We start from the raw sequence: 13,028 nt of genomic DNA on the forward strand, positions 1-13,028 counted from the left end.
GAACATCAGCGCTGGTCAATCGCTTTGTCGAAGTCGCCGAGGAGCGACTCCTTGACGATGAGCGGGTTCAAATACTCCCGCCAGTAGACAATCTTCCCATCCTTAAATCGCAGAATGCCGAGGTACTTGTTTGAATACGGTTGGCCTGTAGGGTGATACACGGTGTTAGAGCTGTACTCGACAACCAGCGCGTTCTCATCGAGCATGTCGTAAAACTCGCTGATTTGATACGAATACGGATCGAAGGGTTGCGTTCCGGCTTCAATGAACTCGCGCAACTCTCTACGCCCGGTGATCGTTCCAGGCATATTGGGGATCGGAAGGTAAGGCCAATCCTGAAAGATATCCTCCGCGAGGCACGCTTCGAACTCGTCGAATTCCTTGCGACCCAGATGCTTGAGCGCACGCCCAAATGCGGCCTTGTTTATGTTCCGTACGTCCTGCGCCATCTCGCTGTCCTCGTCCATGCAATTTTCTTACTAGATTTCGCGCCCGACGCGGTGACCGCTCCGGATAGCCCCTTCGATGTACCCAAGTTCGTTCGCATCGCCGATGCAATACACTTCGTCACACACTTGCTTGATGCGGTCTGAAAGCTCTGCGCCGTTCGGCGCCGCGCCGAGCGCCATGATGACCGAGTCAGCCTTAATGGCTTGAACCTGCCCTGTGGACGTGCGATATGCAACTCGATCCGGCTTGATCTCCACCAGATCCGTCTCCTTCAAAAGCCGCACACCAAGCTTTCTCAGATGATCCATGATTCTCCATCGACGAACCAGCATCAGATCCTTCCCGAAAGCGGGCCCCGGTTCAATCAGTACGACCTTACGCTGGCGCTCCGCCAGGAACTCGGCAAGCTCTACACCGACGAGGCCACCGCCGTAAATTACAACGCTTTGACCGAGCGGGAGAAAGCGTTTGCTCAAACGGTTAATTCGTTTATTGTCATTCAGCATCCCGGAACATTTTCCGGCGTGAATCATCATCCGCCAGTGTGCTGGGAGCTTGCGCTTCAATGACGAGCTCATCCGACCGGTGATCATCTCGCGCATTTCGTCGCCGCTAAACACGTGAGGCAATTCGTATCCAGGTACCTTCACCAGTGCGCGGCTCGCTCCGGTCGCTACCACGACGGTATCCGGCTTCAGCTTCTGGACCAATTCGGGCGTAACCTTTGCATTCAAATGGCAATTGACACGCAACTCGCCCAGTTGAGCTTTCAGGTAGTCGATAAGACGCCCGTTTTCCGGATAAACGATCGACGAGAAAAAGGCCGTGCCACCCAACCGATCCGACGCATCGTACAGATTCACCTCGTGGCCGCGCAGAGCGGCTACCCGGGCCGCCTCCATTCCTGCAGGACCACCGCCCACCACCAAGACCTTCTTCCGTCGGCTCGTCGGCTCCACAGCAGTCGTGAGCTCAAAACCGGTACGGGCGTTGACCGCGCACCGGGAGTGCGTGCCAAGGAAAATCTGGCTGATGCATGTGTAGCAATAGATACACGGACGGATAAGATCAGGCCGTCCAGCCATGAGCTTGTTCGGTAGTTCGTCGTCCGCCAGCAACTTTCTAGCCATCGCCAAAAAGTCGAACTTCCCTTCTGCAATAAATCGGTCCGCCTGATCAGGTTCAACACGACCGACCGTAATGACCGGTACAGAAATAGCGGCCTTAATCGCGGCTGCGTACGGCACATATTTGCAGGGTTGCTGAACCGTGTGTGCCTCGGTGAAGCTGATCCCTTTACTTGCATCCGCGTACATCGTCACATGGACCGCGTCGGCTCCGGCCGCTACGCCGAGCTTCGTCGCCTCGATCGCATCCTCGACAGTGATGCCATCGTTCTTTAGATGCTCGATGCCATCGATCCGGAACCACACCGGATAGTCCGGCCCTACAGCAGCACGTACGCGCTTGACGATCTCGACCAGGAGCCGGGCACGGTTCTCCAGCGTGCCGCCCCACCGGTCCGCTCGCTTGTTGCTCGACGGCGACAAGAAAGCAGACACGATATAGCCATGACCTGCGTGGATCTCAACGCCGTCAATTCCCGCTTGCTTCGCACGTACCGCTGCTTTTGCAAAACTATCGATGAGCCATTCAAGCTGCTCCTCGTCAGCGACCTGATACTCGATCTTGACGCCAGGCTTGAAGAACGCCTCAAACATGTCCTTGTTTTCTTGAGGCGTCAAGTCAGCGGTCCAGTCCATCTCCTTTTGCGTCGGGACAGACGGAACCAGAAGCGGAAGGCCGCGTAGCGGCTCATTCACAGCAATTGCGCCGGCATGCTGAAGTTGCAGTGCGATCTTGCAGCCGTGCTCATGCACCGCGTCGGCAACGAGTTTCAGCCCTGGAATAAATTTGTCGTCAGACGCAGCGACCTGCATCTGATTCCCGGACCCGCGAGGATAAGCAACACCAACGGAGCCCATGATCACCATCGCGGCCCCGCCTTTCGCGCGGGCCGCGTAGTAGCGCGCGATCCGCTCGCCGCAATAGCCGTCGGGTTCTGCCAGGTTTGACCCCATGGGCGACATCAGGATGCGATTCCTGAGCTTCATCGACCCGATTTGACCCGGCGCAAGCAAATGATTGAATGATGTCGTCATACCAACTTATTCCGAAAGCGCAGTGATTAAGAAAAAGTCACTCAGGAGACGGTCTGACCGCCGTCGATCGAGAAATCGATGCCGGTGACGTATCGCGCTTCATCTGATGCCAGATACGCGACCGCTGCGGCGATCTCTTCTGGCTCAGCAATTGGAAACAGCGGGTACAGTTTATCCATCAGCTTCGGATCGATGTCCTTTGGAAACTGGATGGTCTGGTGGATATTGGTATTGACACCGCCAGGGCAGATTGCGTTTGCTCGAACGCCGTTGTTGGCGTACTCAACAGCAAAACATCGCGTGAACGCGACGACGGCTGCCTTGCTCGCGGAATACGCGGCGGTATAAGGTTGCCCCTGCTTCGCAGAAGCAGACGACATATTAATGATGTTCCCTCGAGTCTCGATCAGATGCGGAATGGCCTCTTGAGAAACGGCGAAGACGCTGTCGACGTTGATAGCCATCATCCGCCGATAGTCCGCTTCGGGCATCTCATGCGTATGCCATCCACCTGCGATGCCTGCGATATTGCAAAGAACATCGAGTTTGCCAAAGTGGGCGACCGCACGGCGAACCATTTCCCGACTGTCAGACATGCTTGTGGCGTCAAACTTGAAGCAGGCATATGACGTACCAAAGCCAGTCTTAAGCTCTTCACCGAGTACCTGGAGCGCTTCCAGATTGATATCGGCCAGCAACAAACGCGCCCCTTCCTTCGCCAGACGCTGCGCAGTAGCTCGCCCAATACCGGAAGCAGCACCAGTTACAAGTGCAACCTTATTCTTGAATCGCTCCATGTCTCGTCTCGTTATACTAGTCAGTTATTGAGTACCGATCGGCACAGCATAGTGCGATCGGTGGTAACGCTCGCCACTTGCGAGCTTGGGAACAAGCCCGCGCCGGTACTCTCGCCGGGGGGAACGCCACAGGATCATCCGAAGTGCGCGCCATTCCCAACCGTGGCCATCCAGATGTCGCGACGTTATTCCGCCGAAATCGGCTCCGGTGCCGCTGCATCAACCCGTATGCTCTCCTCTTCCCACGCGGCTGTATGCAACGTGATATAAGTGCGGGCCCTCCGAAGCGGGAAGTTGGCGCGACTCTGCCGACGACGCTTCACCAGCAATCAACCTAGCCATCATACTTCGCGCATTGTTCGCCGACACGTCCAGATTACGGACACAGGCCTCGCGGATTCTAGCCTCGCGTTCGCGCCCCACTTCCTTCATCGAAATCAAATCCGTCTATCAGGGTTCGCCCTGAATAGGCTCGTACCTGGCGCGTTGGGGCGAAGCGACACATGAACTGCATTTATCGAAGTCGCTTCGCCCCGGCGCCACACTACTGCGTCACAACACTTCAAGAATCCCGTTCGCGCGGAGGTACTCGACAATCTGTTCCGCTGCGTCAGCAGCGGTTACTGCCGTCGTATCGATCCGCAGTTCAGGGTTGTCCGGGGCCTCATAAGGCGAGTCGATACCGGTGAAGTTCTTCAGATCACCACGTCGCGCCTTCTTGTAGAGCCCCTTCGGATCGCGCTTCTCCGCCACGCCCAACGGCGTATCAACGAACACCTCAATAAACTCGCCGGAGCCAACCAGACTGCGAGCCATTTCCCGTTCCGCACGGAAGGGGGAAATGAATGACACGAGCGTAATGAGACCTGCATCGACCATCAAACGCGACACCTCGCCGACGCGACGAATGTTTTCGACGCGGTCTGCTTCGGTGAAGCCCAGATCCTTGTTCAGCCCGTGGCGAACATTGTCGCCATCGAGCAGATACGTGTGACGCCCAAGCGTGTGCAGCTTTTTCTCGACAAGATTGGCGATCGTCGATTTGCCTGCACCAGAGAGCCCCGTGAACCAAAGGACTGCCGGCTTCTGGCCCTTGAGACTCGCGTGCGCGTCCCGGTTGACCTCGATTGCCTGCCAATGGATGTTCTGCGAGCGACGCAGTGCAAAGTGAAGCATCCCTGCGCCAACCGTCGCGTTCGTCAGGCGGTCGATGACGACAAATCCACCTGTATCACGATTCGCCTCGTAGGGGTCAAATGCAACCGCCTGATCGAGATGCAGATTGCAGACGCCGATTTCGTTGAGTTCGAGCGTCTTGGCTGCCAAATGCTCCATCGTGTTGACATTGACTTTGTACTTCGGAGCTGAAACGGTCAAGCCAACGGTCCTCGCCCCGAGCTTCATCAGATAGGGACGACCGGGCAGCATCGGCTCATCGCTCATCCAGACGATGTTCGCTTCGAACTGGTCGGCGACAGGTGCCGGCTCCTCCGATGTGCTCAGAACATCACCGCGACTGATGTCAATCTCGTCGCGCAGCGTGATCGTGATCGACTGCCCGGCCACAGCTTTATCGAGGTCGCCGTCGAACGTTACAATGCGATCGACCGTACTCTCCCTGCCCGAGGGCAGCACACGGATCCGCTGTCCCGGTTTGATGCTGCCGCCCACAACGCGACCCGAAAAGCCCCGGAAATCCAGGTTAGGACGATTCACCCACTGCACGGGCATTCGGAACGCACCACGCTGAACGACGTCATTGTCGATTTCGACCGTCTCCAGAAATCCCATGAGCGTCGGACCGTGATACCACGGCGTATTCTCACTTGGTGCGGTAATGTTATCGCCTTTTAGCGCCGACATGGGAATTGCTACAAACTGCTCGATTCCGATTTGCTTGGCGAACGCTCGATACTCTTCAACGATACGGTCAAAGACTTCCTTCGAGTATCCAACCATGTCCAGCTTGTTAATTGCCAGGACAACCTGACGGATTCCAATCAAGGAAACCAGGTAGCTGTGTCGACAGGTCTGCGTAAGCACGCCCTTTCGGGCGTCAATCATAAGAATCGCCACGTCTGCGGTCGAAGCGCCGGTAACCATATTGCGCGTGTACTGCTCGTGGCCCGGCGTATCCGCCACGATGAATTTTCGCCGATCAGTCGAGAAGAAACGATAAGCGACGTCGATCGTAATACCCTGCTCGCGTTCGGCAGCAAGTCCGTCCACGAGAAGCGCAAAATCGAGCTCTCCGCCTTGCGTTCCCACTTTCTTCGAATCCGACTCGAGCGCCGCGAGCTGGTCCTCGAACAACATCTTCGACTCGTATAGCAGACGGCCGATGAGGGTACTCTTGCCATCGTCGACACTGCCGCACGTAATGAAACGCAGCAGGCTCTTGTGCTGGTGAGCTTTGAGATACTGCTCAATATCCTCGGAAATGAGGTCAGAAACGTGTGCCATTAGAAGTATCCCTCCTGCTTCTTCTTTTCCATCGAGCCACTAGAATCGTGATCGATCAGACGACCCTGCCGCTCTGAAGTCTTCGTCAGAAGCATCTCCTGAATGATCTGGGTCAGTGTCGTAGCCTCGCTTTCCACCGCGCCTGTGAGGGGATAGCATCCCAAAGTCCGGAAACGGACACTCTTCATCATTGGCTTTTCACCGGCACGCAGCGGCATGCGTTCGTCGTCGACCATGATGAGCATGCCGTCTCGCTCGACCACGGGACGCTCCGCTGCATAATAAAGTGGTACGAGCGGAATTTTCTCGAGGTAGATGTATTGCCAGATATCGAGTTCCGTCCAGTTCGAGATGGGGAACACTCGCATGCTCTCGCCTTTGCTCTTGCGCGCGTTATAGAGGCGCCAGAGTTCGGGGCGTTGCATCTTCGGGTCCCAACGATGTTGTGCAGAGCGAAACGAAAAAATTCGTTCTTTCGCGCGCGATTTTTCCTCGTCCCGGCGGGCTCCGCCGAAGGCGGTGTCGAAGCCGTATTTGTCCAACGCTTGCTTCAGACCTTGGGTCTTCCAGATATCGGTATGCACCGCTGATCCATGATCGAACGGATTGATACCCTTCGCCACAGCCTCGGGATTCTGATACGTCAGGAGATCGAGGCCATGCTTCGAAACCATCTCGTCCCGGAACTTGTACATCTCCTGAAACTTCCAGGTAGTATCGACATGCAGCAGGCGGAACGGTGGCTTGGATGGATAGAACGCCTTCATCGCCAAATGAAGGAGCACAGAGCTATCCTTGCCGATCGAGTAAAGCATCACGGGATTCTCGGAATCCGATACCGCCTCGCGCATAATATCAATCGCTTCGGCCTCGAGGCGTTGCAGGTGGGTGAGCGTAGTCGTCTCTGATTCTTTGCTTCGCGACGGCTCCGGCTCACCGATGACCTTTTCGCTCTCAATTAGCATAACTAATCCTTGTTCAAGTTAATGCCATTTCCTCGATTCTCGAATTCCCATCGAGCCCGGCGTATATCAACCATTTGACGACGACATACAGTTCCCTGAAGGACACATGCACATCACAAACATTTGTCGCTTATGGGTAAGTTACGAGATAGTTGCTATTAGCTCATCGTCCGACCGGACTATGAACGGCGCTTTTTGTCACGAGCTAAAAGTGAGTGTCGAACGTCGGCATCGATGCCTATGGAGTGCCCCCCGAGCAGTCGGATAGCACGGCCGTCGCTGCCTCCAGGAACCGCGCGACCCTTTAGCGACTGAATTTGAACGTGATCCGGGGGTTGCGGTTGAATACCGTTATCGGGTAAACACGGACTCGGATCTACAATGCATGGTGATTTGCCGAGGCCCACCATGGTGGGCCGACGGCGGATACCGACGTGGTATCCAGCAGGAAGGGAAATAGCGCTTTGGAACCGCCGCGCTTCAATCGAAATAGTATCGGCTGATGGTATCTGCAACGCAGGCTGGCCGTTCATTCCCCTCGATTTCGATCGTCACACGGATAGTTGCCTGGACGCCGCCATCAAATCGCTCGGCGCGTGTAATTTCGCCCCGTGCACGCACTCGCGCACCGACCGGCACAGCGGCCGGAAAGCGCACACGGTCGCAACCGTAATTGATCCCCATGCGCATACGGACGTCGACCAGTTGGGAAAGGAAATAGCTGCCTGCCAACGAAAGGGTAAGGTAACCGTGCGCGATACATCCTCCGAACGGTCCTTCAGCTGCACGCTCTGGGTCCACGTGTATCCACTGATGATCGTTTGTGGCTCCCGCGAACTCGGTGACACGGCCTTGCTCCATCTCGAGCCACGCCGTCACGCCAAGGTCCTTGCCAACCGCCTCGACAATTTCGTCAGCAGAATGGAAAACCATAGTCATATCACTGACTCCTCAAGCCCGTTGACTGCTTGCCGAGATCACTTCACCGACAAGATAAGATGCGTAGTCGCTGGCGAGAAACACCGCAATATTCGCCATTTCCCACACTTCGGCGGGTCGCCCGAATGCCTCGTTGGAGGCCAATGCCGAAAGCAGCTGCTCGTCTGCGGTCTTCTTCAGGAACGCGTGCATAGCGATGCTTGGGGAGATGGCATTTATCCGAATTCCATATTCCGCCGCTTCGAGTGCACTGCACCTTGTGAGCGCCATGACCCCAGCCTTGGCCGCCGCGTAGTGCGCCTGTTCCCTTTGTGCACGCCACCCGAGAACAGACGCATTATTAATAATGGCTCCCTTGCCGCGAGGCTGCATCAACTTCAGCATGGCTCTCGTCATCCGGAAGGTGCCGTTAAGCGAAACGTCGATCACCTTGAGCCACTCCTCGTCGCTCATCTCGGTCACACGCTTCTGCCCACCCAGGCCCGCGTTATTGAAGAGAATATCCGTTCCACCCAGTTTCTCCTCCGCTTCGTTCACCAAGGCCTGCACCTGATCCTCCTGCGTCACGTCGCATACCAGGGTGTAGATACGGTCAAAACCCGTTTCCTCTCGCAAGCGACCGGCAGCCTCGTCCAACCGACGTGCATGGACATCCGACAAAAATAGCGCCCGCACGCCTTCCTCTGCGAAGCGCCTCGCGGTTGCATATCCAATACCGCCACCCGCTGCGGCCGTTACCAGCGCGGACTTTCCTTGCAGCAAATTGTGACCAGAGACATAAGCCGGAATCGAACTGGCATTCATATTGCACTCTCCACCTTGCTTAACGGGACGGGCGCGGCTCCTTGGGCATACCCAGCGCGCGTTCCGAGATAATGTTCAGTTGCACTTCGTTGGTACCTGCGACAATCGTGTCTGATCGACTGAACAGGAAAACCTGCTGCAGCCGCGTTCGCGAGAAATCGTCAATCAGGATGTCGCCCTCCGGTCCGAGCGCATCCATCGCAAGCTTTCCGAGGTCGCGATGCCAGTTTGACCAGTAATACTTGATGATGTAGCCCTCCCTCGAGAGGCTGCCATCAGCTCCGCCGGACAGTGTGCGCAGCGTGTTGTAATGCATAACCTTCAGGCCCATCCACGCCTGTGCGATGCGCGTGCGAATCGACGGGTCTCGATCAGAACCCGTCTCTCGCGCTGCCTTGCAGACCAACTCGAGCTGGTGTTCAAAATGCATCTGCATGCCGATCCAGGACAACCCGCGCTCAAATCCGAGCAGCGCCATCGCGACCTTCCAACCCTCACCGGGTTGCCCGACGACGTTTTTCGCAGGTGCTCGCGCGCCGTTGAAAAACACCTCATTAAATTCGCTGGTACCGGTCATTTGCCGGATCGGACGCACTTCGACCCCGTCCTGATTGAGATCGACCAGCAGGAAAATGAGACCGTGGTGCCCCTTTGAGCCAGGTTCACAGCGCGCGACAACAAAAATCCATTGCGACTCGTGTGCGAGCGATGTCCAGACCTTCTGGCCGTCGATAATCCAATCGCCGGTGGAGGGATCTTGGCGCGCCCTCGTCTGAACGTTAGCGAGATCTGAGCCGGCGCCAGGTTCAGAATAACCTTGGCACCAGTATTCCGATCCGTTAACGATTCCTGGGAGAAAACGCTTCTTTTGTTCCTCTGTTCCGTACGCGATGAGCGTAGGACCAAGCAACGTCTCCCCAAGATGCCCGATGTGGCCCGGGCCACCGGCACGCGCGTACTCCTCGTGAAAGATGATCTGCTGGGCGACCGTCAAGCCCCTGCCGCCGTATTCCTGCGGCCATCCCACGCATGTCCAGTTCCCGCGCGCGAGTTCCTGCTCCCACTCCTTGCGCAGTTCCGGATATGCGTCCTCATCGCCCGCACCACCACGATGGCGCAAGCATTCGAATTTACCCGTCAAATGCTCGCGCATCCATTCGGCGACCTCCGTTCTGAACACGTGGTCCTGATCTGTGATTCCGATTTGCATGACTGTTCCTGTGAATATCACCCGAGCATCAGGTATGCGCCAGAGTCAGTTGACGCCCAGCAGCGTATCGGCAACCCTCTGCCTCCATCGATCCGGCGAGCCGAACCAATGAGACGAGGCTTGCGCCCGTTTGAAATACAGATGCGGGTCGTATTCCCAAGTAAAGCCTACGCCGCCGTGCAGCTGAATGGCCTCCTGCGCGCAAAAGTATGCGGTGTCGGACGCAAACGTCTTTACGCACGCGGCCTCCATAAGCAAGTCGTCGGTCGCAATACTCTCGGCAGCGGCACGCGAAGCACCGAAGACAGCGGAGCGAGTTGCTTCGATTTTCACCATCATTTCCGCACAACGGTGCTTCACAGCCTGGAAAGCGTTGATGGTCCGACCGAACTGAACTCGCTCGGATGCGTACGTCAGCGTCAAATCGAGACACTGCTGCGCAACCCCAAGCTGCTCCGCCGCCAATGCAATCGCACAGAGCGCATGGACACGCGACAACGACTGCTCGAGATCGGCGCCGACTGCGATCAGTGCATCGGCGGGCACGGGCACGTCATCGAGATCAACTTGCGCTACACGCCGCGTACGGTCGATCGAATCGTGCTCAGTGGCACGGAGTCCTTGTCGATCGCGAGGAACAGCGAACAGGGCGAGTTCGCCACCAAGGCGCGCAACAAGGAGCAGTAACGACGCTGAGGCGCCATCTGGCACATGACGAAAGCTGCCCTTGATGCTGTATCCGCTAGCATTGCCTGACGCAATCGCAGTCACCCGAGCCGGATCCCATTCAATGCCAGATCCACCGAGCCCAACGGTAACCGTTAGCTCCCCAGACGCGATCCTTGGCAGATACGAATCCTTCGCTTGCGGGCTGCCACACTCAATGAGTGTTGTCGCCCCCATCACAGCGGTGCTGAAGAATGGTGAGCACAAAAGCCGGCGCCCCATTTGTTCAAGGATGAGCGTCAGTTCGATCCATCCGAGCCCGATACCGCCGTTTGCTTCCGGCACGTGCGTCGCCGCCCACCCGAGTTCAGCCGCGATTGCCTTCCAGATCGATTCGTCGTATCCATTCGCGGTCTCCAATGCCTTGCGAACCGCTTCCGACGTGCAACGTTCCGTCAGATACGCCTCAGCAGCATCACGTACCATCTGCTGGTCGGCAGTCAGCGCGAAATCAGCTCTGGTATTCATGTGCCATAAACCTTTTGCGCGGGGACCGAACGGTCGACGAGCGTGCTGACCACAGCGTTCAGCTCTTCCGGCGTCCAGCGAGCTCGCTTGTCCTCGACTGGCCCCGTACGCCATCCGTCGGCGACCGAGATTTTGCCGCCCGACGCCTCAAAGACACGACCTGTCACGTGCTTCGACAACGAGCTCGCCAGCCACACGACGAGCGGCGCAACGTTGGCCGGATCCCAGAAGTCAAAACTGCCGTCTTCGGGCTTTTTGACAACATCCGGCATCGCGCTTTCCGTCATCGAGGTGCGCGCAGCTGGAGCAACAGCGTTGGAAGTGATTCCATATCGCCCCAGCTCTGCGGACTGAACGAGAGTCAGTGCGCAAATGCCTGCCTTGGCCGTCGAATAGTTTGATTGACCAATGGATCCTTGCAGACCGGCCCCAGAGCTCGTGTTAATCAGTCGAGCATCGACCTGATGCCCCGCTTTGGAGAGGTCGCGCCACCTGCGGGCGAGCACATTAGAGAGGCAGAAGTGGCCCTTAAGGTGTACACGCATTACCTCGTCCCAGTCGTCTTCCGAGAGGCTGACGAACATCCGGTCCCGAAGGTTACCCGCGTTGTTCACGAGCGCGTGGACTTCGCCGAATTTCTCCACAGCTTCGTTCACGATTCGATCGGCACCCGCGATACTCGTAATGTCGTCCGAGTTGGCGATCGCTACACCTCCACGCGCGCTAATCTCGTTCACCACGGAGTCCGCCGCGTCGCTTCGGATGTCGTTGACAACAACCTTGGCGCCCGCTTCTGCAAGAGCCAACGCATATGCCCGTCCCAAGCCGCCACCGGAACCCGTAATAATCACAGTCCGCTGTTCACAAATTGCCATAATTCTTACCCTCACCCAAGGCGTTCGATAATGGTTACATTGGCTTGGCCGCCGCCTTCGCACATCGTCTGCATGCCGTAGCGCCCGCCGGTCCGCTCGAGTTCGTGGAGCAACGTCGTCATCAGCTTCGCGCCAGTCGCGCCCAACGGATGACCAAGTGCGATGGCACCACCGTTGACATTCGTCTTTTCATGGGGGAAGCCGGTCTCTTTCAACCAAGCCTGAACGACTGACGCAAAAGCTTCATTGATCTCCACGAGGTCAATGTCCTGCAGGCTAAGCCCCGCCTTCTTGAGCGCAGCCGCTGTCGCGGGAATCGGCGCAGTAAGATGCCAAATCGGGTCATCCGCGAGGACACTCATGTGCCTGATTCGCGCGCGGGGCTTGAGGTCATAGCGCTTGAGCGCCGCCTCTGACACGATCAACACTGCCGACGCTGCATCGCACGTTTGGCTCGATACTGCAGCAGTGATCTTGCTAAATTCTGGCGCCACCGGCTGAAGCGTCGCCATTTTTTCAAGCGTGGTCTGGCGTGGCGTCTCATCCTTCGAAAGGCCGGCGATAGGAGAGATCTCGCGATCAAAGCGTCCTTCGTCAATCGCTTGCAGCGCGCGCCGATGACTTTCGAGCGCGAACGCCTCCATGTCAGAGCGAGACAACTCCCACTTGTCGGCAATGATCTGAGCGGCGTAGAACTGATTCACCGGTTGATCGCCAAAACGTGCTTTCCAACCCTGACTGCCCGAGAACGGATCAGTGAAGCCAAGCGGCTGTGCTGCCGTCATCGCATAGGCGATCGGGACAAGGCTCATGTTCTGCACGCCGCCAACGGCGACGACGTCCTGCGTCCCGCTCATCACAGCCTGGGCTGCGAAATGTAGCGCCTGCTGCGACGACCCACACGCGCGATCAATCACCGTACCGGGCACATGGACCGGCAAGCCCGCAGCAAGCCACGACGATCGACTGATAACCCCGGCGTTTGGCCCGACAGCATCGACGCAACCAAACACTACGTCGTCGTAGTCTTCGGCCGGAATCGAATTCCGCTCAACCAGGGTCTTCAGAACATGTGCACCCAGGTCGGCAGGGTGAACTTGCGACAGGCTACCGCCGCGTTTTCCCGTCGGGGTGCGCAATGCGTCTACGATATACGCTTCCGGCATTGT

11 protein-coding genes are annotated in these 13,028 nt (G+C 57.2%); all 11 read right to left on the reverse strand.

Annotation, left to right across the window (positions count from 1 at the left end; all coding sequences use genetic code 11):
* Nucleotides 1-5: 5 nt before the first annotated feature.
* Nucleotides 6-467 (reverse strand): nuclear transport factor 2 family protein, encoded by a 462-nt coding sequence (locus tag NH14_RS27655; RefSeq protein ID WP_052148337.1) that lies wholly within the window; start codon nt 465-467, stop codon nt 6-8.
* 12 nt (nt 468-479) lie between these two features.
* Nucleotides 480-2,612: an oxidoreductase gene (locus NH14_RS27660; protein WP_035530736.1), complete on the reverse strand. Its 2,133-nt coding sequence runs from the start codon at nt 2,610-2,612 to the stop codon at nt 480-482.
* A 41-nt stretch (nt 2,613-2,653) separates the two neighbouring features.
* Nucleotides 2,654-3,409, reverse strand: a complete 756-nt coding sequence (locus tag NH14_RS27665) for an SDR family NAD(P)-dependent oxidoreductase (RefSeq protein WP_035530734.1) — start codon at nt 3,407-3,409, stop codon at nt 2,654-2,656.
* Between the two features lie 552 nt (nt 3,410-3,961).
* A complete protein-coding gene (cysN, locus tag NH14_RS27670; protein ID WP_035530732.1) occupies nt 3,962-5,872 on the reverse strand; it encodes a sulfate adenylyltransferase subunit CysN in 1,911 nt (636 codons plus the stop codon).
* Nucleotides 5,872-6,837: a sulfate adenylyltransferase subunit CysD gene (cysD, locus tag NH14_RS27675; RefSeq protein ID WP_084225791.1), complete on the reverse strand. Its 966-nt coding sequence runs from the start codon at nt 6,835-6,837 to the stop codon at nt 5,872-5,874. Before cysD ends, cysN begins: the two co-directional genes overlap by 1 nt.
* A 480-nt stretch (nt 6,838-7,317) precedes the next feature.
* Nucleotides 7,318-7,776 carry a MaoC family dehydratase gene (locus tag NH14_RS27680; RefSeq protein ID WP_035530731.1) on the reverse strand — a complete coding sequence of 153 codons (459 nt, stop codon included), beginning with the start codon at nt 7,774-7,776 and terminating at the stop codon, nt 7,318-7,320.
* 12 nt (nt 7,777-7,788) lie between these two features.
* The gene (locus NH14_RS27685; RefSeq protein ID WP_035530729.1) at nt 7,789-8,580 is read right to left on the reverse strand and encodes an SDR family oxidoreductase; all 792 of its coding nucleotides are present in this window, start codon (nt 8,578-8,580) and stop codon (nt 7,789-7,791) included.
* Between the two features lie 19 nt (nt 8,581-8,599).
* Nucleotides 8,600-9,790: an acyl-CoA dehydrogenase family protein gene (locus NH14_RS33250; protein WP_035530726.1), complete on the reverse strand. Its 1,191-nt coding sequence runs from the start codon at nt 9,788-9,790 to the stop codon at nt 8,600-8,602.
* Between the two features lie 45 nt (nt 9,791-9,835).
* Nucleotides 9,836-10,984 carry an acyl-CoA dehydrogenase family protein gene (locus NH14_RS33255; RefSeq protein WP_084225790.1) on the reverse strand — a complete coding sequence of 383 codons (1,149 nt, stop codon included), beginning with the start codon at nt 10,982-10,984 and terminating at the stop codon, nt 9,836-9,838.
* Nucleotides 10,981-11,859 (reverse strand): SDR family oxidoreductase, encoded by an 879-nt coding sequence (locus NH14_RS27695; RefSeq protein ID WP_035530724.1) that lies wholly within the window; start codon nt 11,857-11,859, stop codon nt 10,981-10,983. Before NH14_RS27695 ends, NH14_RS33255 begins: the two co-directional genes overlap by 4 nt.
* A gap of 11 nt (nt 11,860-11,870) precedes the next feature.
* Nucleotides 11,871-13,025, reverse strand: coding sequence for an acetyl-CoA C-acetyltransferase (locus NH14_RS27700; RefSeq protein ID WP_035530723.1), 1,155 nt, complete (start codon nt 13,023-13,025; stop codon nt 11,871-11,873).
* Between the last annotated feature and the right edge of the window lie 3 nt (nt 13,026-13,028).

The organism is Paraburkholderia sacchari (assembly GCF_000785435.2).
GTDB classification, from domain to species: domain Bacteria; phylum Pseudomonadota; class Gammaproteobacteria; order Burkholderiales; family Burkholderiaceae; genus Paraburkholderia; species Paraburkholderia sacchari.

Coding starts and splice junctions, on each gene's coding strand:
- NH14_RS27685 (WP_035530729.1), bottom strand. CDS start 8,580: ATGAATGCCAGTTCGATTCCGGCTTATGTCTCTGGTCACAATTTGCTG.
- cysN (WP_035530732.1), bottom strand. CDS start 5,872: ATGGCACACGTTTCTGACCTCATTTCCGAGGATATTGAGCAGTATCTC.
- NH14_RS27660 (WP_035530736.1), bottom strand. CDS start 2,612: ATGACGACATCATTCAATCATTTGCTTGCGCCGGGTCAAATCGGGTCG.
- NH14_RS27700 (WP_035530723.1), bottom strand. CDS start 13,025: ATGCCGGAAGCGTATATCGTAGACGCATTGCGCACCCCGACGGGAAAA.
- NH14_RS27665 (WP_035530734.1), bottom strand. CDS start 3,409: ATGGAGCGATTCAAGAATAAGGTTGCACTTGTAACTGGTGCTGCTTCC.
- NH14_RS27695 (WP_035530724.1), bottom strand. CDS start 11,859: ATGGCAATTTGTGAACAGCGGACTGTGATTATTACGGGTTCCGGTGGC.
- NH14_RS27655 (WP_052148337.1), bottom strand. CDS start 467: ATGGACGAGGACAGCGAGATGGCGCAGGACGTACGGAACATAAACAAG.
- NH14_RS33255 (WP_084225790.1), bottom strand. CDS start 10,984: ATGAATACCAGAGCTGATTTCGCGCTGACTGCCGACCAGCAGATGGTA.
- NH14_RS33250 (WP_035530726.1), bottom strand. CDS start 9,790: ATGCAAATCGGAATCACAGATCAGGACCACGTGTTCAGAACGGAGGTC.
- cysD (WP_084225791.1), bottom strand. CDS start 6,837: ATGCTAATTGAGAGCGAAAAGGTCATCGGTGAGCCGGAGCCGTCGCGA.
- NH14_RS27680 (WP_035530731.1), bottom strand. CDS start 7,776: ATGACTATGGTTTTCCATTCTGCTGACGAAATTGTCGAGGCGGTTGGC.